The organism is Arthrobacter sp. YC-RL1 (assembly GCF_001454985.1).
Lineage (GTDB): Bacteria > Actinomycetota > Actinomycetes > Actinomycetales > Micrococcaceae > Glutamicibacter > Glutamicibacter soli.
Window position 1 is genome coordinate 286647 of record NZ_CP013297.1, and the last position, 24847, is coordinate 311493.

Sequence of the window (24847 nt, forward strand, 5' to 3'; positions counted from 1 at the left end):
CCAGCGGGCAGCAGGCAACACAGGCAAGAGGCCGGGGAGGGACCCAGTAATCGGTGTCCCTCCCCGGCCTCTGTGCTGTGCGCGGGGTGCGGCGCGGATCAGGCGCCGGTGCGCTTGATCAGCGCGGCCAGCGCCTGGCCGCCGCCGATGCACATGGTGACCACCGCGTGGTCCAGGTCCCGGCGCACCAGGTCCTTGGCCGCGCGCAGCAGCAGGATGGCGCCGGTGGCGCCGATCGGGTGGCCCAGGGCGATGGCGCCGCCGTAGGGGTTCACGCGTGCAGGATCCAGCTTCGCGTCCCGGATGACCGCCAGCGCCTGCGCGGCGAAGGCCTCATTGACCTCGAAGATGTCGATGTCGTGCGGGGACAGGCCAGTTTCGGCGAAGAGCTTGTGCAGGGCCAGCGTCGGGGCGTAGCCCATGTAGGCAGGGTCCAGCGCGGCGGTGGTGACATGCTCCAAGGTGGCCAGCGAGCCCAGGCCGAGCTCCTGCGCGGTCTGCTGCCTGGCCAGCAGCACCGCGGCGGCGCCGTCGTTGATGCCCGAGGCGTTGCCTGCGGTCACGCTGCCACCGGCCCGGAATGCGGGCTTCAGCAAAGACAGGCTTTCGGCGGTGGTGTCCGGGCGCGGATGCTCATCGACGCTCACCGTGGCCGGCTTGCGCCCGCCGGTGGTCACCGCGGTAATCTCCTCGGCGAAGGCGGCTAAGGCTTCGGCGGTGCCCGAGCGGCGTTGGCTTTCGGCGGCGAATTCGTCCTGCTGCTCGCGGCTGATGCCGTACTTGTCCGCCACGTTTTCAGCGGTGACGCCCATGTGCTGCCCGGAGAACGGGTCGGTGAGCATGGCTACCGTGCCATCCAGCACGGTGCGGTTGCCCAGCCGGGAGTTGCCGCGGGAGTCGTAGTCCAGGAAAGGCATGCGGGACATGGACTCGGCACCGCCGGCGAGGATGAACTGCGAGCCGCCCCAAGCCAGCTGCTGGGCGCCGGACCAGATGGCCTGCAGCCCGCTGCCGCACAGGCGGTTGACGGTGAACGCGGGAGTGGACTCGGGCAGCCCCGCGCCGAGGGCCACGCGCCGGGCAAGATACGCTTCGGGGCCGACCTGGCCCACGCAGCCCATGATGACCTCGTCGACCTGTTCCGAGGCGACCGAGCTGCGGGACAGCGCCTCGCGCGCGGCAATCTGGCCCAGCTCATGGGCCGGCACCGAATTCAGGCTCCCGCCGTAGCGGCCTACGGGGGTGCGTGCGCCGTCGAGAATGGCGATCTTTTCTGTAGACAAGTCGGCTTCCTTAGATCCTGGTAGTTAATGCAGGCCCACGGCCATGCCACATGCCTGCCACGTTACAAAAAAGTCCTAGTGGCGGGCCTGGGATGATCCCGTTCTCCGGGATCCTTCCGGCAGCGCCCGCCGCCGTTGCGCGAGCATGGAGGGCGGGGACCCCCACCGGGTCCGCGCGGCGACCCGGAAGCTTCCGGAGCAAGGATTTTCATGTTCTCCGATTTGGCGTTCTTCTCCTTCGTCCAGCTAGACGATGACTCGCTGCATGGCGCGTACAACCGCTGGCACCAGCTGGATCACCGCCCCGAGAACCTGGCCCTGCCCGGCGTGGCCTGGGGAGACCGCTGGGCCCGGGTCCGTGAAGAGGATCCGGCGCACGCCGCCGACTCGGCGTTCGCGGACACCGATTTCGTGGCGATGTACTGGTTCCGGGATCCAGTGGAGCACAGCGTCGATGCCTGGGACCGCCTGGGCGAAGCGTCATTCCAGTGGGGCCGCGGGCCCATCATTCCCGGGGTCGAACGCAAGCTGCTGGCATTCTTCCGCCCGGTCAAGGGCTACTCCGCGCCGCACGCGCTGGTCAGCCCCTACGTGCTGCCGTTCCGCCCGAACCAGGGCATGCACATCACGCTCACCCGCTACCCGGAACCGCACGGTCTGGACGCACACGACAGCTTCCGTTGGGAAGACACCGAGCTGATGCCGGAACTGCTGAAAGTCCCAGGGGTCGCCGGAGGCTGGACCTTCTCCTTCAGCCACGCGCAGAAGCACAGCACGCTGCCTTTCGCGGACACCGTCAGCCACCAGCCGGGCGAACTGCGGATCCGGCTGCTGTACCTGGACGGGGAACCGGAGAGCACCGGTGCAGCGATCCGCGGCGCCGAACAGCAACTTGCCGCCGAACCCTCGGTGCCAAAGGCCGGAGAAGTCCTCTTTTCCTCGACACTGAGCACAATCGTTCCTTGGAGGGACTGGTGAAAAACATCGAAGAGCGCCTGCAGGCGCTGGAAGACCGGGCTGAAATCCTGGACTTGATCGCAAGCTACGGCCCCTTCGCCGACTCCGGCAACGGGAAGGCCATCGAACGGCTTTGGGCCGAAGGCGGGACCTACTCCTTCGACACCACCACGCTGCAACACGAAGACCTTGCAGGGCTTGTCGAATTCGACACCCACAAGGACTTCATGGCCGCCGGGTGCGCGCACGTCGGCACTGCCCCGTCGTTGCGCATCGATGGGGACACCGCGGTGGCCACCAACCATTCGCTGGTTTTCGCCCGCCGCGGCGAGCCATGGACCGCCGAGCGCGTTAGCGCCAACCGCTGGGAGCTCACCCGCACCACCGAGGGCTGGAAGGTATCCAAACGCGAGAACCGCCTGCTGACCGGCAGCGAATGGGCGCGGCAGCTGTTCAGCAACTAATGGTGCGCCTCGGACTCTATCGTGGAATGAGGGGCACGACAAGGGACGTCACTCGACTTTAGCCGATGGAACACTCGGCGAACTCAAGGTCCTCGACGAGAAGAACAGTGATGCCTTAAATAGCAGCATCGAGTGACTTGGAAACTGGAAATCGGTGTATGCGAGTTGAGTTAGCCGAGACCGAACGAGCCTATAAAGTCTTTGGGAAATTCGGCCAGTAACGGCGCGTGACCGAACTATCAAGGCGAGCCACTGTTTGGGCCTGTCTCTGTGGATGCAATACTTCGCCTTAGCGTCAAAGTCTGAAACTGCGATGGGGCGGGTAATCGAAATAACGTGAACGAAGTGGAGACCCCCTCGGCGGCCCGCCTTGACTCGGTGAGCCTGCTTTAACGCAGAAAATCGGTGATCGAGAGTTTCGCAAGAACCTCCCAACCACCGATTACTCGTGTACGAGCTAGCTTAGGGACTTCGCTACCCCTGCCTTCCCGTGCACTATGGCCAAAGCGACCCATAACAGCACTGGGACGGCGGCGATTGTTGCCACGATTGCAAAGGGCAATTCGGTACTCGCAGTTAGGACGAATGCGGTACCTAACACTGAGAACACACTAGCCATTATTCCGACAATGAATCCTGCTTTCCGGGCTTCTCGGCTCACCTCAGCTACAGCCGTAACACCTGCAATGACAGCAGCGAGGGCCGAGAGTAAGGAAACCACGGTCAAACCATTCGCTCCGGTGAAAATTGATCCGACGGTGAAACATGCCGCCACCGTAATTTTCAGGCTTGTGGACATCCTGAACATTCCTTCATTTTGCATTGAGATCACCTTCTGAAAGAGAACGGATTACTTAGCCCAAGGTGTCGCGCACCAAGCGCCAGCTGCTGCGAGCGAGGCGGCTAGGCCTACAACTCCGCCCTTAACAGCCTGCTTGCCCAAGAACTTCACCATAGTTTGAGCCGCCTTATTCCAATCCTTGCGATTGATGTATCCCAGGATCGTTCCTTCAGAAGCGCCGAAGAGGGCCCCGAACCCGGTGAAGTTCAAGACGCACTGACCGTAGCTTGCCGTCGATGCTACTGGAAGATTTTCGGTATGAGTTTGTGGCACCTGGGCACGGAACTGGGCAATAATCTGTTGGCCTTCGGCCTCGCCAAAGTGCCCGATGATGCTCTGTTCATCTACACGGAACGACCCATCTTCGTTCTGGGTGATTCCATGGGTGAATAGGGCGTCAAGGTCCTTAGCCAATTTTTCCACTTCGGCATCCGACACCGATGCTTCAGCAAGTTTTGTACCTGCTGGATGGACCTGGGTGGGCGTTGACGCTGACGCGGGAAGTGCGGTGAAGGTCAAGCCGCAAGCCAGGAAGGCAGCAATAGAAGCGTTCACAAGCTTATTCTTCATTCTTTGTTCTCCAAATGAGCGTGAACTACCCCAACTGGTCTCTGGGGTATCTGCACTTAAACCGTATCTAACTCATTTGGCTTAAGCTAGGCCAAATCAAAGGTGCTATTGTGAACAGTCATCCTACTTAAGTAGGATGGTGGCATCTTTGAAAATGTGTTATGAAGCGTCCATCCATGTCCACTCTTGCAGCCCTAGCTGCGGCTCTTATCTCTGTATGTCGGACGTTCAGGAACGTCGACAAGTACGCCAGCGAACGGCTTCGTATCGGCGCTGAAACCGACTCCGTTGACCTACATTTGACCTGCCCGCTCCGTGCCTCCTCATGTTCGCTTGGAATTGTCGCTCCAATACCCATCTCCTGCTTGAGCCTGTGTTAGTGGCTTAATCCAGAACGCGCCAACAAATGTCCGATTACGTTTCCTGTCGGTTTCAGGCTCTAGTGGGCGCTACCAACGGAGCGCTGCTTCAATGATGAATTCTCGCTGCAAGTTCCAATGCTGGGCCGAATCGCGCTAGGGACACCGTGAACCATCGTCTCGAGGTCTGATTTGCCAGGGCAGTCAACGACGGGCATTCGTATTAAGCAGGTGATGCTTCTGGTTTTCCAGGAGCATCACAAGTATTAGCCGAGTTTCGCTAGGCGCCGCTGTACTGCTCGAAGCGCGTCAGCGGGGTTTCCCCGGACTCCGCCAGTCGCTGCAGGGTGGACAGGCGCGGGCCCAGGGCGCTGCCGAAGCGCTGGTCCCAGTGCTCGAACTCGTCGGTCGCCAGCGCGCGCCGGGCATGGTGCACCCAGTTCGGGTTGTCCAGCATCTCGCGTCCCAGCAGCACGATGTCCGCGTCCTGGTCTTCGATCATCCGGCTGGCCTGCTCCGGATCCACGATGAAGCCCACGCAGGCCACGACCGCGTCGGTTTCCGCCTTGATGGCCCGGGCGAAGTCCGCATGGAAGCCGAAGCCGCGGCGCACGCGGGTGTCGCTGGAACGGTCGGTGGTGATGCCCCCGGAAGAGGTGTCGATGACGTCCACGCCGGCGGCGTTCGCATGCCGGGAGAACTCGACGATGTCCTCGATGCCCAGGCCGCCGTCCAGCACGCCGTCCACCGAGGACACCCGGTAGGCCAGGATGATCTCGTCGCCGATAGCCTTGCGGATCGCGCGGATGACCTCCAGCGGGTAGCGGATGCGCCCGGCGGTGTCCCCGCCGTAGCCGTCGGTGCGGGTGTTGGAAATGGGGGAGAGGAAGGAATGCAGCAGGTAGCCGTGGGCGCCATGCAGCTCGATGTAGCGGAAGCCCGCCTCGGCGGCGCGGCGCGCTGCGGATGCCCACTGGGCTACCGACTCGGCGATCTCCGCCTCGCTCATCTCGGTCGGCACCGGCCAGTTCGGGCCGGCCGGCAAGGCCGAGGGGCCGACGGTCTGCCACGGCGGGTTGCCCGCCAGGGCGTCCGTCTCATCCAGCGGGGCGCCGGCATGCCACGGCTCGCGCACCGAGGCGCGGCGCCCTGCATGGCCCAGCTGGATTCCGGGGACCGAACCGTGGGCGTCGAGCAGGCTCGCGATGCGGGTCATGCCCTCCACGTGGGCGTCGTCCCACAGGCCCAGGTCGAAATGGGAGATGCGGCCGCGCGGCTCGATGGCCGTCGCCTCGACGATGACCAGCCCCGCGCCGCCCAGGGCGAAACGCCCCAGATGCGCCAGGTGGAAGTCGCTGGCGAAGCCGTCAACCGCGGCGTACATGCACATGGGCGAAACGCCGGCCCGCAACGGCAGCGTGGTGCCGCGGATGGTCAGGGGCGTAAAAAGCGCCCGGTCCTCGGTGCTTGCTGTGCGCGCATCAATAGTCATGCCAGCACTCTATCGAGCAGCCGCAGCGCCCGGGCGGCCAGTCCCACTTTCCGGCACCGGCGCGATCAGCGTTCAGTTCCGCGCGGAGAAGCCGGCAGCAGCAGGGCCAGCACCGAGGCCAGCAGGCAGCTTGCGGCGACGCCGCCGAAGGCGAGCGACAGCCCTGACTGGGTCAGGAACTGCGAGCCGCCCGCGGAGACCGCGAAGCTCGAGAGCAGGAAGGCGAACACCGCGCTGGTGGCCGCCCCGGAGAAGGTGCGGATCAGCGAATTGATGCCGTTGGCCGCCGCGGCGTCCTGCGCCGGGCTGTATCCCATAACCAGCGCCGGCATGGCCGCGAAGCTCAGCGCCGTGCCCACGCCCACCAGCGCCGCACCGACCACGATGACTGCCAGCGAACCGTGGGTGAACAGGCGGAACACGAAGGCCAGCGACATGACCAGCGCGCCGAGGGCCAGCACCTTGCGCGCGTCGATGCGGTTGAGCAGCATGCCCGCCACCGGGGAGAGCCCGGCCATGGTCAGCGAGGCAGGGATCATGACCAGTCCCGCCTCTACCGGGCTGAGCCCCAGCCCGGATCCGATGCCGGCCGGGGCCTGCACCTCGTGGGCTGTCAGCAGGTGGTTGGCGAACATCCCCGCGGTGGCGAAGAAGGTGGCGATATTGGTCAACAGCACCGGGCGGCGGAAGGCGGTGCGCAGGTCGATGACCGCACGGGCGCTGCGTAGCTGCAGTGGAACCCACAAGCAGGCAGTGAGCACCCCGAGCCCGGAAATCACCGCCAGCGGCAGCGGGTTCGTGCCCCACCAGCTGGACCTCGAGATGACGAACAGGGCGCTGGCCAGCACCACCGACAGGCCCAGCGCGCCGAGCATGTCGAACCGGCCGCCCGGATAGGATCCGGCATCGCGGACCAGCAGCAGCACGCCGCCCAGGGCAAGGACCCCGCCGATGGCGGAGAATACGAAGATCCCCGCGGTGCCGAGCCCGCTGCTGCCCAGCACCCCGGAGAGCAGCAGCCCGGTGGCCGAGCCCAGTCCGACGGTCGCGCTCATGACGGCAATTGCGGTGCCTGCGCGCCCGGCCGGCATCATGTCGCGCAGCAGGCTGATGCCGATGGGGACGATGGAGGAGGCGCAGCCCTGCAGGGCCCGGCCCGCCAGCACCCAGCCGAAGCCCGGCCCCAACGCGGCGGTCAGTGAGCCGGCCACCAGCAGTCCCAGGGTCACCAGCAGCAGGCGCCGCCGGCCGTACATGTCCGCCATGCGCGAGAGCACCGGGGTTCCCACCGCCCCGGCAAGCAGCGTGATTGTCACCAGCCACGAAGCATCCTCCGCCGAGGCCCCGAGGTCTTCGGAGAAGCTGGGCAGCGATGGGACGATCAGCGTGAACTGCATCGAGGAGAGCATGCCGCTCACGGCAAGCAGGATGGCGGTGGGCCACCGGGAGCTCTTCGGCTTGAGCCGGAGGTCCTCCGCCTCGGCGTTGCGGGTGAGGCTCATGGGAGCATCCTGCGCTCGCTGGCGGGCGGGCAAAACAAAGCGATGGATGTCATTGGGCCGCGCCGGATTCCAGGAAGGTGAGGAACACTTCCGGCAGCCGGATGGCTTTCTGATCCGGGCTGACGGTCACCAGCCAGTTGGAGGCCGTTGCCACCAGGGTCTGGTCGCTGCGCCGCCACATCTGGAAGTCGAAGCGAACCGAGCAATTCCCGATTTCCCCGACGCGCAGCTCAATGGTGATTTCCTCGAAGAGCCGCGCCGCTTGCAGGTAGTCGCAGTGGGTGGCCCGGGACACCGTCCACCAGCCGAAGCGTTCGAGCAGGGTGTCTTGGCGGAATCCGTTCAGCAGCAGCCATTCGGTCTGCAGCGCTTCCATGCGCGGGAACCAGGTGGCGTAGTAGAGGATTCCGGCGGGGTCCGTGTCCGCGTAGCTCAATCGTTGGGTGTGCTCGTGCACCGGTGTGGAAAGTTCAGTATCAAAATTGAGCGACATTGCTGGAAGTCCCGCCTGAATTCGATTTGTATGGAGCGCAAGCAAACATTACCCAGCATTTGCACGGTGCAGTTTGCCGGATCCGAGTGAACGGGAAGAATCGATCCTAGACGCTATATCCGCCGTCCACGTTCAGCTTCTGGCCGGATATAAAATTTGCCTTTTCTGAAACGAGGAAGGCGACAGCCTCTGCGATATCTGCCGCAGTGCCAAATCTTCTCAAGGGGATGTTATCCATGGTGACCTGGAGGGCGTTGCTATCCAGTTCGCCAGTATCGATCAGCCGCGCAGCCATCCCGTCACTCAGCATGCCCGGAGCAACGGAGTTTGCTCGTACACCGTAGCGGCCTTCTTCGGCAGCCAATGCGCGAATCATGGTCTCGACTCCGCCTTTGGGAATCGCCGAAAGGCCGTCCCTTTTGGGGTAACGAGCAGTGGCTGCCGAAGTTACAGCGGTGATCGATCCAGATGTGGTTCGGAGGGAAGGAAGAACTGCATGAATGATGTTGAAGAATCCAACGAGATCAGCGTTGACTTGATCGGCGAAATTTTCAGGTGAAACTTTCGAAAGGTGCACCATTGGGACGTGCGGTCCTGCGGCGTGGATGAAGTTTTCAATTGCGCCGTGCTGTGCAATGAGGTCGTCGGCTAGCTTCCTGCAAGCCTGGGGATCTTGGAGGTCAATGCGGTGCGCTGTCGCCTTGTTGCCCATTTCTTCCACGAGCGCAGAGGGGGCAGATTGCTGGAAAGTGAATGCAACCTTTTTCCCACCCCTAACCAAGCGGCGGACAATCGCTGTACCGATTCCTCCGGAGCCTCCCGCGACGAGTGATATTCCCGATTCCTTGATGCCGGCGGCAGCTTTTTGTGTCATGCCGTGCAAGCTATCAGCTTTAGACGAAGAAGTCCAAGCAAGCGATCGCTTGGTATTCGCGACGCTAGGCCTTATGCTCAATGTAGCAAGCGTTAGGTTGTTAATTATCTGATTGTTATGTAAGGAGAGCGCTATGCGTTTTGGCAAGGCAAAATCGTTGGTTGCATCCATGGCAGTGCTAGGTTTGGCGCTCACTGGCTGCGCGAATTCGGCATCTTCTGCCGAAGGTGCAGGCGACGGTGACGGTACGCTGAAGGTGCTGGTTCTGGGAGGCCTTGGCGCTGAAGGCATTCTTGCGAACAACGCGGCGACTTCGGTAACAGCCGCGGAAGCATCCGTTGCAGCTGTGAACGAAGCCGGCGGAATCTTGGGCAAGAAGCTTGAGATCGAAGTCATCGATGATCGCGCTGACCCTACCGTGGCTGTGACAAAATTGCGTGAGAAGCTTGCTGAAGGCGAAAAGCCCGTTGCAGTCATGAACTCCGGTCCGTCAACGGTAGCGGAGGCAATCTTGCCGGTTCTAACGCAGAAGCAGATTCTCTCGTTTAACATCGGGCCAACCGAAACGTCGACAGATCCATCGGTCAACCCGCTCAACTTTGATCTCTCACCGAGTGTGCAGGACTATATCGACGGTTTTGTCCCGGAAATCCAGAGGAAAAAGTATGAAAAAGTTGCTGTTCTTCATGGCTCCAGTGCGACAGGCGAGCTGTTCGGCAAACTTACCGAACAAACGTTCACCTCTTCGGGATTGAAGGTCACGGGCAACGAGGGCTATGACAACGCGGCCCTGGACATGACGCCCCAGCTGGAGAAGCTCAAGAGCAGTAATCCGGATGCATTGGTTCTTGACTCCTACGGTGCGCCACTTGCATATGTGCTGCAGGGAATCGAAAAGCTTGGCTGGGATATTCCAGTAATTGGCAACAACTCGGTATCTGCCACCAGCCTGGTAGCCACGGACCCACCCGCAGGAGTCCTAGGTACGTCCCAGGTCAAAAACCTGACAATGCAGGTCTTTGAGAGCACCAAATTCGATCCAAAGAACGAAAAGCTCAACGCGGCGGTAAAGCTGATGGCCGAGACGGGCACCATTGGCTCCTCGCTTATTCTTGCTTACAACTACGATGCGATGTGGCTGCTGAAGTCGGCTGCGGAGTCCTCGAACTCCCTTGAGGCCAAAAACATCGCCGAAGCACTTTTGGATAGCAAAGTCCAAGAAGCCGCGCAAACGCAGATTCTTCCCAAGTACGCATTTACGAGCGAATCCCACGCCCCGCATATGGAACCAGAACATCTGATCTTTATCTCCCCGTCAAAAATGGTCAACGGCCAGTTCCAGTAACGATTCAAATCGTCAGGGGCCACGCTGCAAAAATGGCGTGGCCCCTGCCTGATCCGGTTTTAGAACAGGAGCGCTCATGACAATCATTTGGTCGGGTATGGCGATTGGTGCCGTCTATGCACTGGTTGCCATCGGATACAACATTGTTTTTATTTCGCAGAAAACATTCAACTTTGCTCAAGCTTCTCTCATGATGCTCGGTGCCTTCATCACCTATGTGGGCATCGTAGTCATGCAGCTGCCATGGTGGTTGGTTGGCATCATGGCGGCCATCATTGTTGGACTTATAGCGGCCCTTGAAGAGCGGATTGCGATTCGTCCTGTGAAGGACATGCATAATCTGCTGGTGACCACTTTGGGTGCTTCGATCATTCTGCAGGGAGTCGCGCAGCTGATTTGGGGCGGAGAGCCCTACCGAGTTCCCTTCTTTGCTGGTGATCAGGTCATCAGCTTGTTTGGCGGCAACGTTTACCCCGTAGAACTTGTGCTGGTTGCAGTGGTGATTCTCCTGGTCATCGGCCTGAACCAGTTCTCCAAGCACAGCCTGATCGGCATTGCCCTTATGGGGATGAGCGAAGACCGTGAAGCTGCGCAGTTGCGCGGTGTGGATGTTCGACGTTTCGCATTCCTGGCTTTTGCCTTCACTGGTGTTCTGGCAGGATTTCTGGGACTCTTTGTCGGCCCGAAAACTTATGCGGTAGCAACGCTGGGCGCGTCACTGGCACTCAAAGGATTCGTGGTACTTGCCATCGGTGGTTTTGGATCGTTGACCGGCACTCTCGCTGGCGGACTGATCGTAGGACTCACAGAAGCGCTCGCCAGCCGATACATCGGTGCTGACTTTGCGAACCTGAGCGTATTCCTGATCTTGGTCGTGATTCTAATGGCGAAGCCTTCGGGGCTGTTTAGCCGGCAAAAAGAACGGACGGTATGACGTGTTAGCACTTTGGCTGAAAATCCGGGCACTGCCGACATGGGCGTTGCCGCTCCTTCTCGGAATCGTGCTGTTGCTATTGCCCTCCTTGGGTCTGAACTATGGAATGACCCGACAGGTCATCCTCACTTTGTTGCTGGCTCTCATCGTCTCGGGGCTGAACCTCAACTTGGGCTATGCCGGTGAGTTGGCGATGGGGCATATCGCAATGTACGCGGCGGGTGCCTACACGGCTGGCCTTATTAGTAAGGCTGGAATCACCGAGATCTGGGTCCAGCTTCTTGTCGGAGCTCTGGCTGCGTTAGTCGTTGGCCTGGTTTCGGGAGTTCCGGGCCTGCGACTCGGCGGCTGGTCCTTGGCCATGACATCATTCTTCCTGATCCTCTTGATCCCGGACGTCCTCTCGATTTTCAAGGAGTCGACCGGTGGACGCAATGGGCTGACGGGAATCGCCACTCCCACGCTTTTCGGGGAGCCGGTAACGGAAAATCAGTACTACGTTCTGGTCGTCGTAATAGCCATTCTATGGTTTGCTTTCATGCGCAACGTCGTGGTTTCCCGACACGGAACTGCATTTCAAGTGCTCAAGCAAAGCCCTGTGCTTGCCTCATCGTTAGGCATCTCCGTGTTCCGTATGAAACTTTCTGCTTATGCGCTGGGTGCAATCCCGGCAGGCTTGGCCGGCGTCCTCTTTGCCAACCTGGATATGTTCATTTCGCCAGAAGCCTTTACCTTCACCGTGGCTATGACAGTACTGGCCGCGTCCGTATTCGGAGGCTCGGCCAGTGTTTACGGTGCCTTGGTTGGTGCTGGGGTTCTCCAATTCGGCTTGAACCAAGCAACCAACTTCCAGGAATATGGGCTGATCATCACTGGTGGATTCCTGCTCTTTGGAGGAGTCCTCTTCAGCGGAGGAATCGCCGGTGTAGGGCAGAAGATTGTCCGCAAGCTGGACTACAAGGCAGCGGAGCAGGCAGGACGTTCAAAGGGCAGCTCTGCGGAGAATGCCGTTGCGGATGTGGAAGTGCTGCAAGGTGCAAATCTGTCTGTGCAAACGGTTTCAAAGGCATTTGGCGGTAACAAGGCGTTGTCTCAGGTCAGTCTCGAGGCAAAGCCCGGAGCCGTGACAGCGATCATTGGTCCGAACGGCTCTGGCAAAACCACACTGCTGAATATGATTTCTGGATACTACGAAACGGATGAAGGCGTTATCGCGCTGGACGATTTGCAGATCCAGGGGCTGCCTTCCTATAAGGTCGCTCGATCCGGCGTTTCGAGAACTTTCCAGACGCCCAATATCCCGAAGAATCTGAGTGTCATTGAAGCGGTCGAATCTGGCCGGTACTCGACGCAGAGGGCTTCGATCCTTCAAGCAGTCCTTCGCACTCCAAAATTCCGCCGTATTCGCCGCGAGGATCGTTCCGAAGCGCAACGTGTGCTTAACCTCGTGGGTCTCGGATCGCAGCTCAATGCTGATGCCGATTCGCTCCCGCTCGGCAACCGTCGGTTATTGGAAGTTGCCCGTAGTTTGATTGGCTCACCCAAGGTCATCTTGTTGGACGAGGTTGCCTCGGGGCTGGATGAAGACGAGCTTGACGTACTTGCTGATCTCATTCTGCGGCTTCGCGAGGCAGGCTTGACCGTTGTCATCGTCGAGCACAACTTCCAGCTAGTGCTGCGGCTAGCGGATGTTATTTACGTTCTTGCCCAAGGCTCGGTGATGGCTCACGGCGCACCTGCCGAGATTGAGAAGAACCCGCGGGTCATGGAAGAGTACCTGGGCATTGTTTCGGACTCTGATGGAACTAGCTTGGTAGGAGCATGAAATGACTGAAGAGAATATCCTGCTCGAAGTCGAACACCTGCAGACCGGCTACGGCGATCTGAAAGTCGTGCGTGACGTTTCCTTGACCGTTCGCAGTGGTCAGATCACGGTCCTCTTGGGACGCAACGGTGCCGGAAAAACTACTACCCTGCGAGCAATAACGGGACTGAACCGAACTTATGGCGGTGAGGTCCGGTACCTTGGAAAGAAGTTGGGTGAAACCGTTGCTCATCGACGCGTTGCACAGGGCATGTCATATGTTCAAGAAGGTAAAAGGGTCTTCCACGAACTGACGATTGAACAGAACCTGTTGCTTGGCGGTTTTTCGACGAAGTCGAAGAAGCGTGCGCTGCTGGAAGCAGTTCAGGAGATCTACGAGTTCTTCCCGATCCTCGGCGACAAGAGAAGTCTCCCAGCGTCCAGCATGTCTGGTGGGCAACAGCAGATGCTGGCCATCGGCCAAGCCTTAATGGCCAAGCCAAAACTTCTCATCCTTGACGAACCAAGCCAGGGCCTGGCTCCTGCCATCATGAAAGAAGTCATGGAGCGCGTGCACTCGCTCAAAGCCACAGGACTTGGAATTCTGCTCGTTGAGCAGGCCGTTCAGGAATCGCTGGAGATTTCTGATGAAGTTTCCGTGCTTGATATGGGTCGGACATCCCTAGCTGGCCCGGCCTCGTCAATGACCCTTGAACAACTCCAAGAAGCGTACTTCGGCACCAGTGAATCAGTGCCTGCGAAGCAGATGGCGGAGTAGATAAGAATTGCTACTCGATCCCATTGAGCCGTCGTGCCAATGGGTGATAGAACTAGAATCATGTCAACATAGAAACAAGCATTTGCTTGGTTGTCGCACATTGTCTCGCGGCAAGGAGAAAGGTGGGAAAACGATGTCAGTCGTTATTGACCTTAAGGACCGGGTAGTGCTCGTTACGGGCGGCGCCCGCGGAGTCGGTGCCGGAATCACCCAGGCATTTCTCGACGCCGGCGCCGTCGTGGAGATCTGCGGACGCAGCCTCCCGGAGGCCGGCGGAATCAGCGAGCACCCTTCGGTGCACTTCACCCAGGTGGATGTCCGCAACGCGGAGCAGGTCCAGGACTGGGTTTCCGAGGTGCACAGCCGTCGCGGCCGCATCGACGTCGCCGTCAACAATGCAGGAGGCTCGCCCTTCGGCCGCTTTGAAAAGGTCTCTGCACGCTACCTGCAGGCCATCACGGAACTGAACTTCCTCTCAGCCGCACATGTCGCCAGCGCAGTGCTGCCGGTGATGATGCGTCAGCCTGAGAAGGGCTCGGTCGTGAACATCACCTCCATCAGCGCCCGCCGCCCGAGCCCGGGCACCGCGGTGTACGGCGCGGCCAAGGCCGCGCTGGAAAGCCTGACTGGAAGCCTCGCGGTGGAGTGGGCGCCGCACATCCGCGTGAACGCAGTCAGCTGCGGCCTGGTGGCCACCGAAGGCGCCATAGACCACTACGGCGACGAGGAAAGCTTCGAGCGCGTTGCGGCAACCATCCCGCGCGGACAGCTCGCAGCGCCAAGCGAGATCGGCGCCGCCTGCGTCATGCTCGCCTCGGATATGGCATCCCACATTACCGGCGCGGTGCTGGACGTGGACGGCGGCGGAGAATGGCCGGCCTTCCTTGCGCACACCCCGAACGCCGATGAACTGAAACCACTTGAACTTGAAGTAGAAGGAGCACTCTAATGGCAGAGGCAGTTATTGTTTCAGCGGCGCGTTCGCCGATCGGCCGAGCCTACAAGGGCTCGCTGCGCGAAATGCGCGGCGACGACCTGGCCGCGCAGATGGTGCAGGCAGCGCTCAGCGCGGTGCCGGAACTGGACCCGAACACCATCAACGACCTGATGATGGGCTGCGCGCAGCCAGCCGGCGAGCAGGGCTACAACATCGCCCGCATGGTCGCCATGCAGCTGGGCCTGGACTCGGTTCCAGGCACCACCGTGCACCGCTACTGCTCGTCCTCGCTGCAGACCACCCGCATGGCTTTCCACGCCATCAAGGCCGGCGAAGGCGACGTCTTCATCTCGGCCGGCGTGGAAACCGTATCGCGCTTCGGCCTGGGCAAGTCCGACGGCATGCCGGACACCAAGAACCCTGCCTTCCTCGCGGCCATGGACCGCACGAAGGCGCTGAATGAGGATGCTTCCTCGCGCTGGAGCGACCCTCGCGCCAAGGGCGAGCTGCCGGACATCTACATCGCCATGGGGGACACCGCGGAGAATGTCGCCCAACTGCGCGGCGTCTCCCGCGAAGCCCAGGACGAATGGGCAGTGCGCAGCCAGAACCTCGCCGAAGCAGCAGGGCTTCGCGGATTCTGGGAAAAGGACATCACCCCGGTCACCCTGGGTGACGGCACCGTAGTGTCCACCGATGACGGACCGCGCGCCGGCGTGAAGCTGGAGAAGCTCGCCACCATGGCCCCGGTATTCCGCGAACACGGGACCGTGACCGCTGCGAACTGCTGCCCGCTGAACGACGGTGCCGCAGCACTGGTGATCATGAGTGATACCAAAGCCAAGGAACTGGGCCTGAAGCCCCTGGCACGCATTGTGTCCACCGGCGTGGCCGCGATGACTCCCGAGCTGATGGGCCTGGGGCCGGTCGATGCAGTCAAGCGCGCCCTGGCCAACGCCAAGATGTCGATCAAGGACATGGACATCATGGAGCTCAACGAGGCCTTCGCCGCCCAGGTGCTGCCGTCCATCGACGACATCGGCATCGACCCGAACAAGGTCAACGTCAACGGCGGCGCGATCGCCTTGGGTCACCCGTTTGGCATGACCGGCGCCCGCATGACCACCACCGCGATCCACGCGCTGCAGGAACGCGACGAGCAGTTCGCGGTGGAAACCATGTGCGTGGCCGGTGGCCAGGGCATGGCACTGGTGCTGGAGCGTTTGAACTAGTACTAGCAGCGATAGTGGGCAGTTTGGCGCACGCTTCCGGAAATAGCTCCGGGAGCGTGCGCTTTGCAATTGCCGGCAGATAATCTACGTCTCACCAAGGGTTCCGGGGCAACGGCGAGGCGTCACCGTCACGTTGCAGAGTCATCACCATATTAAAATCGAGTACTTATGGGAACCTGCCTGGAATCATGCCGCAAAATTATTGGCAGCGGTATTGTCCACTTGCGGTTGGGAATGATCGGCACACTGCATTTTCGGCCTTTATGGTTGGCGCATGTCCCTGATTCAACGTGATTTTCCCGATGGATACACTGATGCTCTGGCAACCTTGAAATCCTTGATCCATGATGCGCAACATCGTGCTCAGCGCACGGTTAATATAGCTCTGGTTGAACTCTATTGGAGCATAGGGAAGATCATCCTGGAACGTCAGGCTGATCCTCCGTGGGGAAGCAATGTGCTCGACAAGGTCACCCGAGATCTGCGCAAAGAATTTCTGAATATGAAGGGGTTTTCACGAACGAACCTATACAGCATGCGGGCTTTCGCAGCAGCGTGGATTGGTGAAAAATCAATTGTCCAGACACCGTCTGGACAATCGAGTTGGAGCCAGAATGTCGCTCTTTTGAGCGAACTTGATAAGCAGGACCTGTGGCAATGGAACGCACAACGTGCCGTTCAGCATGGTTGCTCGGCGGCAGCCCTCGAACATCAAATTCACACCAAGCAGAGATATCCATCCCCGCCCAAGAGGAGTTGTGCCTTGCTGGGAAGGGCCGGCTCTTTTCGTGACAAGGAATGTTGGGACCCTAAATAAGCCGGGCCGGGAAACTGTGAAACAGCTTCCCGGCCCGGCTTCGCGATTCTATAGGTTAGCCAACTGGCTGCGGTACCGGAACCTCGCGGTTGCGGAGCGCGCGAGGGTCGATGACCTCGCGGATCAGACGCAGCTCCTCGTCGGTTGGCAGGCGCGTTTCCGGCGCGTTGGAGGCATCCAACGCGAACCCGGTGTTGTCCGTGACTTCCTGCGGATCCACGCCCGGATGGACCGACAGCACCTTGACCCGGCCGTTCTCGTCGTAGCCGAGCACTGCGAGGTTGGTGATGATCACGCCCAGATGGTGGTGCTTCAGCCCTGCGGCCTTCGCACGGTCGTTGCCCACGCCGGAGACCATGTCTACGGACTCGACGAACAGGCGTGCGCCGTGGCGCGCGATCCAGTAGTCCACGCGGTGGTTGGCGGTGTTGCCAGGAGCGCCGCGCACGCCGATGAGCTGGCGCTTTGGCTTGTCCCAGTCGCCGATCAGCGAGATGTTCTGGTTGCCGTACTGGTCGATCTGGCTGGCGCCCATGATGCTCTGGCGGCGGCCGGTGGCCACGATGTCGAAGATGCGGCGGAACGGGGCCCAGCCCTCGATGACGCCGCCAGCAGCGGCCGGCTTGCCCAGCGGGGAGGCCTCGCTCATCATGAATGCTTCGCCGTCGCTGAGGATGATGTCCGGCGAATGGGTCAGCTTGGCCAGGCGTGCGCCAATGGATGGGACAATGCCCACCGCATGGGCGAGCAGCTCACCGGACTCGCGGTAGATGTCCGAGCAGGCTGCAACGCAGATCTCGGCAATGGTGGCGTCGTTAGACATTGGCTTTCTCCTTTTCTGCGTGGAAGCGCTCGACGGCTGCATGGAATGCCGCCTCGTCGCCTGCCAGGAATTCTGCGGTGAAGGCATCCCACGCCGCCGGGTCCTTGGCGGATGCAGCGTAGTGCTTCTGGAAGACTTCGTCGCGGCCGTAGTCGGGCTCGCAGGTGGTGAAGTGCGCACCGCGCGGGGTCTCGACGACGCCGGTGACGTACATGCGGCTGAGCATCAACGTGTGGTACGAACCTTCATCGAGCAGATTTTCGGTCGGAACGATCTTCTCGGTGCTCACGAAGGTGCGGTCGGCGGCCATTGCGTAGAGGTCGTCGAAGTACGGGTCCGGGCCCAGGAACTGGACATTGCCGGCTGCGTCGGCACGGTTGACGTGGATCAGCGCGACATCCATGCGGATGGCCGGAACCGCAACGTACTCGTCGTCCGAATACGGAGACTTGACCGTCTTCAGATGCTTGTTGGCTGGCAGGACATCGGAGCCAAGACCTGCAAGGGTTGGCAGGAAGGACAGACGTGCGGCGCCGGCGCGCAGGCCGGTCACGAACATGCCCTCATCGTATTCCTGCAGCTCCAGCTCGCCGCGTTCACGGGCTGCCGTGAACAGAGGATCCAGCGGGATGCTGTCCAGGGTGACGAAGCCGTAGATCAGCTTCTTGACCTTGCCGGCTGCGACCAGCAATCCGACGTCCGGGCCGCCCAAGGAGACCACGGTCAGGTCCTTGACGTCGGTCCGCAACAGTTCGCGGACGAAGGCCATGGGCTTGCGCCGCGAGCCCCAGCCGCCGATGCCGATGGTCATTCCAGACTTGATGGACGCTACCGCGTCACTGAGTTCCAATCGCTTGTCAGGCATTGGGTTTCCCTCATTTCTTCACCGAATAATAAACCTAGCGCTCGCTTGGTTGTAAGGCTAGCATGAATGAAATGAATTAGTCAGGGCAGTCCCATCGGTCAGCAACCGTGATGCATGTTGACTTGATTCATGGTTCATGAGGTTCGCATCAGTGTGAAGCCTGCGGTCGCAACGTAGTTGCCCCAGTTTGGCCAGCTGCGGCAAGCGCTAGCAAGGTACCAAGCGGTGCTTGAATCCCGAGTAGACATTCCAACGTTGGTTGGGTCGGCCAAGCGATCTGCAGGCCGAACGGCTGGATCGAAGGATTTGGCACGTCATCGCCCGTGAAAACGTATTGGCATGTCCCGGACGATTTCTGTCGAGCCCGAGCTGGGCATTCTGTGCGGGACGGATCCGGAATTGCGAACATAATCCGCTTTTGCCCAAGAGTGGGTTCATTTCCTGCACTGCGGTTCATTCTCTTGGGTGCTCCGTTGTATTCATCTCCGTAGATTGCATCGCTGCGTGGCTGACCACGAGAAGTAGGCCAATTGCCGAAATTATCCGGCCGACGGTTGCGTGTTTTGCCTGTGGAGAGTGCTGCCGGCGTGACGGAGAACAAACTACGATTTGCGCATGGGCAGAGTAAAAATTGCTTGGCTGGTGGCAGGAACACTGACGGTGTGTGGGCTGTTTTGGTTTTTTACGAGGCCTGCCGACTATGTAAACGGGGTGTTCCAATGGATGCACCCCGGTGCTCAGGCATTGGCGGCGGTCGCACCCATTGGCACCTTGGTAGCTGTAGGCACGGCATCATTCCTCGCTTATCGAACACTTCGCTACAGGCCCCGTGTTGACGACGCGGATCAGTGGTGGAAACGAGCGCAATACGGAATCGATCTGGTTCACGGGACTGCCGCGCAGAAGGCTGCGGGGAGTGACCTCATCAAGACGCTTCTCGGTCCTTGGCTCAAAAACGCCGAGGACGGTGCCCCGGTGAAAAAGGCAAGGAAAGCGCGCAAGCGAGCTGGAGCCTACGGATGGCGGGTGTCGGAGGATGAGAAAGAGATGCTGAATCGAATTCTTCAAAGAGCTTTGGAAGGGAGCGCACCGGACTCCCTGACCGACAAGGAGCTCGAAGAATTAGAAGCTAAGGAGAAAGAGGGTAAGAGATCGTGTGCCGCCCAGTTGGAGAACGCCGATCCAAGTGATGCGACGATAGAAACGTCAACTGCCAAAAACAAAACTTCTCAGCCGAATCATGGGTCCGGCCATAGAATGAGCATGGGAGAGGAGGTAGCAGATGAGCCTAAAAAAGAAGGCGACGGATACGGATATTCAGCTGACGACCAAGGCTCGCGTGGTTAAACTTGGGGACAATTACATTGTGCTCGGCCAGAACAATGAGCCACTGACTGCAAGGTATCCCGCTGACAGCTTTCGATACATAACGGACGGGGCGAAGTCAGCCTACCAACTGGCTACCTTGGACGGTAAGAGGCCAAGCGACGCGATTATTGCCCTGGCAAATTACGTTCCTCCCGGACCAAGAACTGCATAACGAAAAGCCCCGCCAAATGACGGGGCTTTGTCGTAGTTAGAGGCGCTGTTGCCGGGGAAAGCCGGGGCTAGGCGCGGCCTCCTGGAGGGCCCAGGATCAGCATGACGGTGAAGATCAGTGCGACGCTCACGACTGCGATCACCGCGGTCAGGATTGGGCGGCCGACCATCCAGCGGAACAGGGTGTCAATCCACTTGTCATCGTCCGGGTGATCGCTCTTGGTGGTGCGCCATTCGCCTTCCAGGCGTCCCTGCTTCTCCAAGCGGCGTTCATAGGGAATCGTCAGGTAAGGGACGATCGAGGTGGCTGCGGCAAGCACGATGGAGCGCTTGGTCCAGCGCTGGTTGATGCCGACGAGCACGCCGGTGGCAACGTAGGACAGGAACACGAAACCGTGCATGAATCCGGCAATGGAAACCGGCCAGTCGCCCACCTTCACGACGTACTTCAACAGCATGGCGATGATCAGAAGCGTCCAGGTGACAGCCTCGGCCCGGGCAACGATGCGGAATAGGGTGCGTGGTGACATAACTTGATTTCTGTCCCTCGGGATTGCGAATAAGTCGGTTCTCCGTTTAGAACCCACCAAAGTCTAACGGGTGCTCCTGTGTGCACAATTTGAACGATGGGCCGGCTATGGCTCCGGCATGAGGCAAAAAAAGACGCCATCCCGTCCGCCGAGAATCTGCGGCGGACGGGATGGCTGCTGCGAGGCCGATGCGGTTAGGCCGCGGTCAGGCCCAGCAGTTCGCCGAGACGCTGGCGGTGCGTCCGGGCTTGCCCGAAGAGCTGGCTGGTGGCATGGGCGCGCTTGAAGACCAGCTGGGCATCGTGCTCCCAGGTGATGGCGATGCCGCCATGCAGCTGCACGCACTCCGCGGCGATGTGGTCCAGCGCGTCCGAGCACCAGGCCGCGGCGGATGCCGCACGCTGCGGCAGGTCGTCGGCTCCGGTGCCGGCGGACCATGCGGCGGCCCAGGCCGCGGTGCGCGCGGTCTCCACCTGCACCAGCATGTCGGCCATGCGGTGCTTGAGCGCCTGGAAGGATCCGATGGCGCGTCCGAACTGCTCGCGCTGCTTGGAGTATTCAACCGTCATGTCCAGTCCGCGCCGGGCGGTGCCCGCCTGCCAGCAGGCCAGCGACACCAGGGCGATGTCGCGGACCTTGGCCAGGGCGGCTTCGGCGTCCAGGGCCAGTGCGCGGGCCGGCACCTGGTCCAGGGTGTAGGTGGCGAAACGCAGGGTGGTGTCCACCGCAGGGGTGGAGATCCGCCCGATCGCTTCCGGATCCAGGATCTCGAAGATGCCCGGTCCGTTCTCGGTCTGGGCCACGGCCAGCACCAGGTTGGCGCCCAATCCGTCGATCACCAGGGTTGCCTCGCCGTTCAGCACCCAGTCCTCGCCCTGCGGGGCGGCGGCAAGGTCGTTGGATGCGGGATCCCAGCGGCCCTTGGAGTCCGCCCAGGCGAGCGTGGCCAGGGTTTCGCCTTCGGCGATGCCCGGCAGCAGTCGCTCGCAGGCCTCGGTGTTCCCGGATTCGAGGATGGCCGCGGTGGCCAGCACGGCCGAGGAGAGCAGCGGGGACGGAGCCAGGTGGTAGCCGAGGGTCTCCAGGACCAGTCCGGTCTCCAGCCAGCCGCAGCCTGCCCCGCCGAATTCCTCCGGGATCGCCAGGGAGGCGACGCCGATTTCCTGGGCGAGCACCTGCCACAGCTGCGGGTCGTAGCCGAGCTCGGATTCGGCCGCGCTGCGCACTGCCAGCGGGTCGGCATGGCGGGCCAGTACCGCGTGCAGGGTCTTGGCCAGTTCGTTTTGTTCGTCGGTTAATGAGAAGTCCATGATGTCCTCTAGCTGGCAGGCGACAGGATCGCGGCGGGAGCCAGGATCGACGCGGCGATGCGTGAACGGTGGTAGCGGCCGGTGCCCCAGGCCGAAGCCAGCGCGTGCACCCGGGTGAGCCACAGGCTCAGGTCGTGCTCCTGGGTGTAGCCGATGGCGCCGTGCACCTGCAGTGCGGTGCGGGCGGCCAGGATTGCGGCGTCCGAGGCGGCGACCTTGGCGGCGGACACGCTGCGTTCGCCGGCCGGGGTGCCCAGATCCAAGGCCGCGCCCTTGAGCAGCGGGCGGGCGAAGGTCAGCGCCACGCGGACGTTGGCCAGCTGGTGCTTCAGCCCCTGATATTCGCCAATGACGCGGCCGAACTGCTCGCGCAGCTTGGCGTAGGCCACTGCCTCTTCCAGCAGGCGTTCGCCGGCGCCGAGCAGCATGGCGGCGCTGCCCAGAGTGGCGCGGTCGATGGCCAGCGCCACGGCCTGCGGATCCAGCGCGGAGGCCGGTCCGGCAGGGGCCAGCTCATGCAGGGTGCGGGCCGCGTCGATGGACTCCTGGCCTTCCCCTGCCTCGGCAGGGGTGATGGAATCCTCGGTGACGATGAACTGCTGCGAGCACAGCTGCGCATCCAGCGCGTAAGGCACGAAGCCAGGGATCGCGGCGGTGGCGATCACCGAACCGTCGGCCAGGGATTCGCGCAGGGCTGGGTCCACCAGATCCGGCAGCAATGCCGCGGATTCCAGGTAGGGGCCCGGGGCTGCGTGGTAGCCCAGGCGCTCGAAGGCGACGATCAGGTCCACCGGGGTGCCGCCCATGCCGCCGTCGGCCTCGTCGATGCACAGGCCCAGCAGGCCGAGCTCGGCAAGCTGCTCCCACAGTGCGCGGGCCGGCGCCGCATCGCCTTCCGAGGCCGCGCGGGCCACGGCGGTGCCGCCCACGGATTCGATGACCTGGTCGATGGCCTCGGCCAGCGCCCGCTGTTCCTCACTGATTACGAATTTCATGACGCCTTCCGTCCGTCGCCGCCGCGTGGCAGGCCAAGTATGCGTTCTGCAATGATGTTGCGCTGGATTTCGTTGGTGCCCGCGTAGATCGGGCCGCCCAGGGCGAAGATGTAGTCATCCACCCAGCGTCCGCCGGCCTCCGCGGAGGCGGAGCGCAGTTCCGCGGCCGGGCCGAGCAGGTCCAGGCCGGTCTGGTGGATCGCGATGTCCAGTTCGGACCAGAAGACCTTGTTCACGCTGCCCTCGGCGCCGATGTCGCCGCCTTCCTGCAGCGTGCTGACGGTGCCCCAGGTGTACAGGCGGTAGGCCTCGGACTTGATCCAGGCGTCCACCACCGCGTCCTGGGCGAATGGATCCTGCTCCTGGTTGCGCTGCCACAAGTCGATCAGGCGGTCGGTGGCGGCGCAGAAGCGGCCGGGGGAGCGCAGCGACAGGCCGCGCTCGTTGCCGGCGGTGCTCATGGCCACGCGCCAGCCGTCGCCCGGGGCGCCGAGCACATCCTCGTCCGCGACGAACACGTCGTCGAAGAACAGCTCCGCGAACCCGGTGGTGCCATCCAGCTGGGTGATCGGGCGGACCGTCAGGCCCGGCGCATCCAGCGGGAACAGGAAGTAGGTCAGGCCGCGGTGGCGCTGCGCCTCGGGATCCGAGCGGAACAGGCCGAAGCCGCGGTCGGCCCACGGGGCGCGCGAGCTCCAGGTCTTCTGGCCGTTCAGGATCCAGCCGCCGCGCTCGTCGTCGCGCTTGGCGGTGCTGCGGATGGAGGCCAGGTCGCTGCCGGCGCCCGGTTCGGACCAGGCCTGGGCCCAGATCAGGGTGCCGTCGGTCATGTCGCGCAGGAAACGCTCATGCTGCGCCACGGTGCCGTGCCCGAACAGGATCGGGGCCAGCAGCGAGATGCCGTTCTGCGCCACGCGGGTCGGGGCTCCGGCGCGGTAGTACTCCTCCTCGAAGAGCACCCACTCGATCAGCCCGGCGCCGCGGCCCCCGTATTCCTCCGGCCAGGACACGACGGACCAGCGTCCTTCGGCCAGCTTGGCTTCCCACTGACGGTGGGCGGCGAAGCCCTCCTCGGTGTCCATGGAGGGCAGCGGGGTGGCCGGCACGTTTTCGGCCAGCCAGGCGCGTGCTTCGGCAGCGAACGCGAGCTGCTCTTCTGTCAGGTCAAGATCCATTTATTTTGCCGCCTCCGCCATGTTCTTGGCTCCCATGCCGGCCAGGGAATCCTTGCCGACCTCTGCGTTGTGTGCGTGGGCTGCGTGGTGCAGCCCGAAGACCGAGTCCATGCCGGCGCGCAGGCCCTGCAGGTCCTCGGATTGGTTGACCGCCTTCTTGGCCAGGGCCAGGCCGAGGCGGGGCATGGCGCCGATGCGCTCGGCCAAATTCAGCGTGTGCTCCTCGAGCAGTTCGCGGTCAACGACGTGGTTGACCATGCCCAGCTCGTAGGCGCGGCGGGCCGTGAAGCGGTCGCCGGTGAACAGCATTTCCTTGGCCGCGCGGGGGTTGGTGACCCACGGGTGGGCGAAGTATTCCACGCCGGGAATACCCATGCGGACCACCGGGTCCGAGAAGAATGCGTCTTCGCTGGCCACGATGAAGTCGCAGGACCAGGCCAGCATCAGGCCGCCAGCGATGCAGGCGCCGTGGACCATGGCGATGACGGGCTTGGGCAGTTCGCGCCAGCGGCGGCACATGCCCAGGTAGACCTCGGATTCGCGGGCGAAGCGGGAGTCGACGCCCTCGGCGCCGACGTGGTCCCACCAGACCACTGCCTTGCGCTCGAAGCTCTGGTCGGCGTCGCGCTCCGGGGTGCCGATGTCGTGGCCTGCGCTGAAGTGCTTGCCGTTGCCCGCCAGCACGATGGCCTTGACCGCGTCGTCCTCGACGGCGCGGGTGAACGCGGCGTCCAGGGCATAGGTCATTTTCGAGTTCTGTGCGTTGCGGTACTCGGGGCGGTTCAGTCGAATGATCGCCGTGGTGCCGCGCACTTCGTAGGTTACGACGCCGTCACTGTCGTTCAGAGTCATCGCGGGCCTCCTTATCCTGTGTCGCATTTCGGCTGGGAACCCAGCCGTGAAAACTTGCTTGGGACTACAGTAACCA

24 protein-coding genes are annotated in these 24847 nt (G+C 61.9%); 11 read left to right on the forward strand and 13 right to left on the reverse strand.

The genetic code is table 11. The features are described 5' to 3' along the window. Window positions 1–98 precede the first annotated feature (98 nt). Complete coding sequence (locus ATC04_RS01335; RefSeq protein WP_047120455.1) at window positions 99–1283, reverse strand: thiolase family protein; 1185 nt, start codon at window positions 1281–1283, stop codon at window positions 99–101. Between the two features lie 210 nt (window positions 1284–1493). On the opposite strand from ATC04_RS01335, the gene ATC04_RS01340 reads away from it, so the two are divergent. The 3 genes from ATC04_RS01340 (at window position 1494) to ATC04_RS19140 (ending at window position 3543) form a co-directional block, all read left to right on the forward strand. Next, complete coding sequence (locus tag ATC04_RS01340) at window positions 1494–2261, forward strand: hypothetical protein (protein ID WP_047120454.1); 768 nt, start codon at window positions 1494–1496, stop codon at window positions 2259–2261. Next, entirely contained in the window at window positions 2258–2704 is a 447-nt protein-coding gene (locus ATC04_RS01345; protein WP_052772544.1) for a nuclear transport factor 2 family protein, read from the forward strand. Before ATC04_RS01340 ends, ATC04_RS01345 begins: the two co-directional genes overlap by 4 nt. 497 nt (window positions 2705–3201) lie before the next feature. Then, the gene (locus tag ATC04_RS19140) at window positions 3202–3543 is read left to right on the forward strand and encodes a hypothetical protein (protein ID WP_157359269.1); all 342 of its coding nucleotides are present in this window, start codon (window positions 3202–3204) and stop codon (window positions 3541–3543) included. An 11-nt stretch (window positions 3544–3554) separates the two neighbouring features. Here ATC04_RS19140 and ATC04_RS01355 read toward each other — a convergent pair whose 3' ends face one another. From ATC04_RS01355 to ATC04_RS01375, 5 genes are all read right to left on the reverse strand, one after another. Continuing rightward, window positions 3555–4115, reverse strand: coding sequence for a hypothetical protein (locus ATC04_RS01355; protein WP_052772543.1), 561 nt, complete (start codon window positions 4113–4115; stop codon window positions 3555–3557). 639 nt (window positions 4116–4754) lie between these two features. Next, complete coding sequence (locus ATC04_RS01360; protein ID WP_047120451.1) at window positions 4755–5966, reverse strand: NADH:flavin oxidoreductase/NADH oxidase; 1212 nt, start codon at window positions 5964–5966, stop codon at window positions 4755–4757. A 65-nt stretch (window positions 5967–6031) separates the two neighbouring features. Further along, a complete protein-coding gene (locus tag ATC04_RS01365; RefSeq protein ID WP_052772542.1) occupies window positions 6032–7468 on the reverse strand; it encodes an MFS transporter in 1437 nt (478 codons plus the stop codon). A 49-nt stretch (window positions 7469–7517) separates the two neighbouring features. Continuing rightward, a complete protein-coding gene (locus ATC04_RS01370) occupies window positions 7518–7961 on the reverse strand; it encodes a thioesterase family protein (protein WP_082124026.1) in 444 nt (147 codons plus the stop codon). 106 nt (window positions 7962–8067) lie between these two features. Then, window positions 8068–9006, reverse strand: a complete 939-nt coding sequence (locus tag ATC04_RS01375; protein ID WP_200899425.1) for an SDR family oxidoreductase — start codon at window positions 9004–9006, stop codon at window positions 8068–8070. Here ATC04_RS01375 and ATC04_RS01380 point away from each other — a divergent pair. The 7 genes from ATC04_RS01380 to ATC04_RS18620 all read left to right on the forward strand — a co-directional run bounded on the left by ATC04_RS01380 (window position 8969) and on the right by ATC04_RS18620 (window position 16682). Beyond that, complete coding sequence (locus ATC04_RS01380; RefSeq protein ID WP_047120448.1) at window positions 8969–10180, forward strand: ABC transporter substrate-binding protein; 1212 nt, start codon at window positions 8969–8971, stop codon at window positions 10178–10180. The genes ATC04_RS01375 and ATC04_RS01380 overlap by 38 nt on opposite strands. 76 nt (window positions 10181–10256) lie before the next feature. Beyond that, window positions 10257–11114 (forward strand): branched-chain amino acid ABC transporter permease, encoded by an 858-nt coding sequence (locus ATC04_RS01385; RefSeq protein WP_047120447.1) that lies wholly within the window; start codon window positions 10257–10259, stop codon window positions 11112–11114. A 1-nt stretch (window position 11115) separates the two neighbouring features. Next, a complete protein-coding gene (locus tag ATC04_RS01390) occupies window positions 11116–12939 on the forward strand; it encodes a branched-chain amino acid ABC transporter ATP-binding protein/permease (RefSeq protein ID WP_047120446.1) in 1824 nt (607 codons plus the stop codon). Window position 12940: 1 nt separating this feature from the next. Continuing rightward, window positions 12941–13696, forward strand: a complete 756-nt coding sequence (locus ATC04_RS01395) for an ABC transporter ATP-binding protein (RefSeq protein WP_047120445.1) — start codon at window positions 12941–12943, stop codon at window positions 13694–13696. 133 nt (window positions 13697–13829) lie between these two features. Then, window positions 13830–14645 carry an SDR family oxidoreductase gene (locus tag ATC04_RS01400; protein ID WP_047120444.1) on the forward strand — a complete coding sequence of 272 codons (816 nt, stop codon included), beginning with the start codon at window positions 13830–13832 and terminating at the stop codon, window positions 14643–14645. Continuing rightward, window positions 14645–15865, forward strand: a complete 1221-nt coding sequence (locus ATC04_RS01405; protein ID WP_047120443.1) for an acetyl-CoA C-acetyltransferase — start codon at window positions 14645–14647, stop codon at window positions 15863–15865. Before ATC04_RS01400 ends, ATC04_RS01405 begins: the two co-directional genes overlap by 1 nt. A 274-nt stretch (window positions 15866–16139) precedes the next feature. Further along, a complete protein-coding gene (locus ATC04_RS18620) occupies window positions 16140–16682 on the forward strand; it encodes a DUF1016 N-terminal domain-containing protein (protein WP_082124025.1) in 543 nt (180 codons plus the stop codon). 55 nt (window positions 16683–16737) lie between these two features. Here the strand turns inward: ATC04_RS18620 and ATC04_RS01410 are convergent, their stop codons facing one another. Together ATC04_RS01410 and ATC04_RS01415 are read right to left on the reverse strand one after the other, a co-directional pair. Then, window positions 16738–17505: a CoA-transferase gene (locus tag ATC04_RS01410; RefSeq protein WP_047120442.1), complete on the reverse strand. Its 768-nt coding sequence runs from the start codon at window positions 17503–17505 to the stop codon at window positions 16738–16740. Beyond that, the gene (locus ATC04_RS01415) at window positions 17498–18370 is read right to left on the reverse strand and encodes a CoA-transferase (RefSeq protein WP_047120441.1); all 873 of its coding nucleotides are present in this window, start codon (window positions 18368–18370) and stop codon (window positions 17498–17500) included. Before ATC04_RS01415 ends, ATC04_RS01410 begins: the two co-directional genes overlap by 8 nt. A gap of 615 nt (window positions 18371–18985) precedes the next feature. Here ATC04_RS01415 and ATC04_RS01420 point away from each other — a divergent pair. Then, the gene (locus tag ATC04_RS01420) at window positions 18986–19717 is read left to right on the forward strand and encodes a hypothetical protein (RefSeq protein ID WP_152666913.1); all 732 of its coding nucleotides are present in this window, start codon (window positions 18986–18988) and stop codon (window positions 19715–19717) included. A gap of 260 nt (window positions 19718–19977) precedes the next feature. Here ATC04_RS01420 and ATC04_RS01425 read toward each other — a convergent pair whose 3' ends face one another. From ATC04_RS01425 to ATC04_RS01445, 5 genes are all read right to left on the reverse strand, one after another. Further along, window positions 19978–20439, reverse strand: a complete 462-nt coding sequence (locus ATC04_RS01425) for a DUF3817 domain-containing protein (RefSeq protein ID WP_047120439.1) — start codon at window positions 20437–20439, stop codon at window positions 19978–19980. A 194-nt stretch (window positions 20440–20633) separates the two neighbouring features. Continuing rightward, on the reverse strand, window positions 20634–21749 hold the full coding sequence (locus ATC04_RS01430) for an acyl-CoA dehydrogenase family protein (RefSeq protein WP_047120438.1): 1116 nt from the start codon (window positions 21747–21749) through the stop codon (window positions 20634–20636). Between the two features lie 8 nt (window positions 21750–21757). Further along, window positions 21758–22744: an acyl-CoA dehydrogenase family protein gene (locus ATC04_RS01435; RefSeq protein WP_047120437.1), complete on the reverse strand. Its 987-nt coding sequence runs from the start codon at window positions 22742–22744 to the stop codon at window positions 21758–21760. Continuing rightward, window positions 22741–23919: an acyl-CoA dehydrogenase family protein gene (locus ATC04_RS01440; RefSeq protein WP_047120436.1), complete on the reverse strand. Its 1179-nt coding sequence runs from the start codon at window positions 23917–23919 to the stop codon at window positions 22741–22743. Before ATC04_RS01440 ends, ATC04_RS01435 begins: the two co-directional genes overlap by 4 nt. Further along, window positions 23920–24771, reverse strand: coding sequence for an enoyl-CoA hydratase (locus ATC04_RS01445; protein ID WP_047120435.1), 852 nt, complete (start codon window positions 24769–24771; stop codon window positions 23920–23922). Between the last annotated feature and the right edge of the window lie 76 nt (window positions 24772–24847).

Coding starts and splice junctions, on each gene's coding strand:
- ATC04_RS18620 (WP_082124025.1), top strand. CDS start 16,140: ATGTCCCTGATTCAACGTGATTTTCCCGATGGATACACTGATGCTCTG.
- ATC04_RS01420 (WP_152666913.1), top strand. CDS start 18,986: ATGGGCAGAGTAAAAATTGCTTGGCTGGTGGCAGGAACACTGACGGTG.
- ATC04_RS01340 (WP_047120454.1), top strand. CDS start 1,494: ATGTTCTCCGATTTGGCGTTCTTCTCCTTCGTCCAGCTAGACGATGAC.
- ATC04_RS01365 (WP_052772542.1), bottom strand. CDS start 7,468: ATGAGCCTCACCCGCAACGCCGAGGCGGAGGACCTCCGGCTCAAGCCG.
- ATC04_RS01405 (WP_047120443.1), top strand. CDS start 14,645: ATGGCAGAGGCAGTTATTGTTTCAGCGGCGCGTTCGCCGATCGGCCGA.
- ATC04_RS01445 (WP_047120435.1), bottom strand. CDS start 24,771: ATGACTCTGAACGACAGTGACGGCGTCGTAACCTACGAAGTGCGCGGC.
- ATC04_RS01430 (WP_047120438.1), bottom strand. CDS start 21,749: ATGGACTTCTCATTAACCGACGAACAAAACGAACTGGCCAAGACCCTG.
- ATC04_RS01435 (WP_047120437.1), bottom strand. CDS start 22,744: ATGAAATTCGTAATCAGTGAGGAACAGCGGGCGCTGGCCGAGGCCATC.
- ATC04_RS01425 (WP_047120439.1), bottom strand. CDS start 20,439: ATGTCACCACGCACCCTATTCCGCATCGTTGCCCGGGCCGAGGCTGTC.
- ATC04_RS01380 (WP_047120448.1), top strand. CDS start 8,969: ATGCGTTTTGGCAAGGCAAAATCGTTGGTTGCATCCATGGCAGTGCTA.
- ATC04_RS01400 (WP_047120444.1), top strand. CDS start 13,830: ATGTCAGTCGTTATTGACCTTAAGGACCGGGTAGTGCTCGTTACGGGC.
- ATC04_RS01375 (WP_200899425.1), bottom strand. CDS start 9,006: ATGGATGCAACCAACGATTTTGCCTTGCCAAAACGCATAGCGCTCTCC.
- ATC04_RS01360 (WP_047120451.1), bottom strand. CDS start 5,966: ATGACTATTGATGCGCGCACAGCAAGCACCGAGGACCGGGCGCTTTTT.
- ATC04_RS01410 (WP_047120442.1), bottom strand. CDS start 17,505: ATGTCTAACGACGCCACCATTGCCGAGATCTGCGTTGCAGCCTGCTCG.
- ATC04_RS01415 (WP_047120441.1), bottom strand. CDS start 18,370: ATGCCTGACAAGCGATTGGAACTCAGTGACGCGGTAGCGTCCATCAAG.
- ATC04_RS01440 (WP_047120436.1), bottom strand. CDS start 23,919: ATGGATCTTGACCTGACAGAAGAGCAGCTCGCGTTCGCTGCCGAAGCA.
- ATC04_RS01395 (WP_047120445.1), top strand. CDS start 12,941: ATGACTGAAGAGAATATCCTGCTCGAAGTCGAACACCTGCAGACCGGC.
- ATC04_RS01355 (WP_052772543.1), bottom strand. CDS start 4,115: ATGAAGAATAAGCTTGTGAACGCTTCTATTGCTGCCTTCCTGGCTTGC.
- ATC04_RS01385 (WP_047120447.1), top strand. CDS start 10,257: ATGACAATCATTTGGTCGGGTATGGCGATTGGTGCCGTCTATGCACTG.
- ATC04_RS19140 (WP_157359269.1), top strand. CDS start 3,202: ATGGCCAAAGCGACCCATAACAGCACTGGGACGGCGGCGATTGTTGCC.
- ATC04_RS01370 (WP_082124026.1), bottom strand. CDS start 7,961: ATGTCGCTCAATTTTGATACTGAACTTTCCACACCGGTGCACGAGCAC.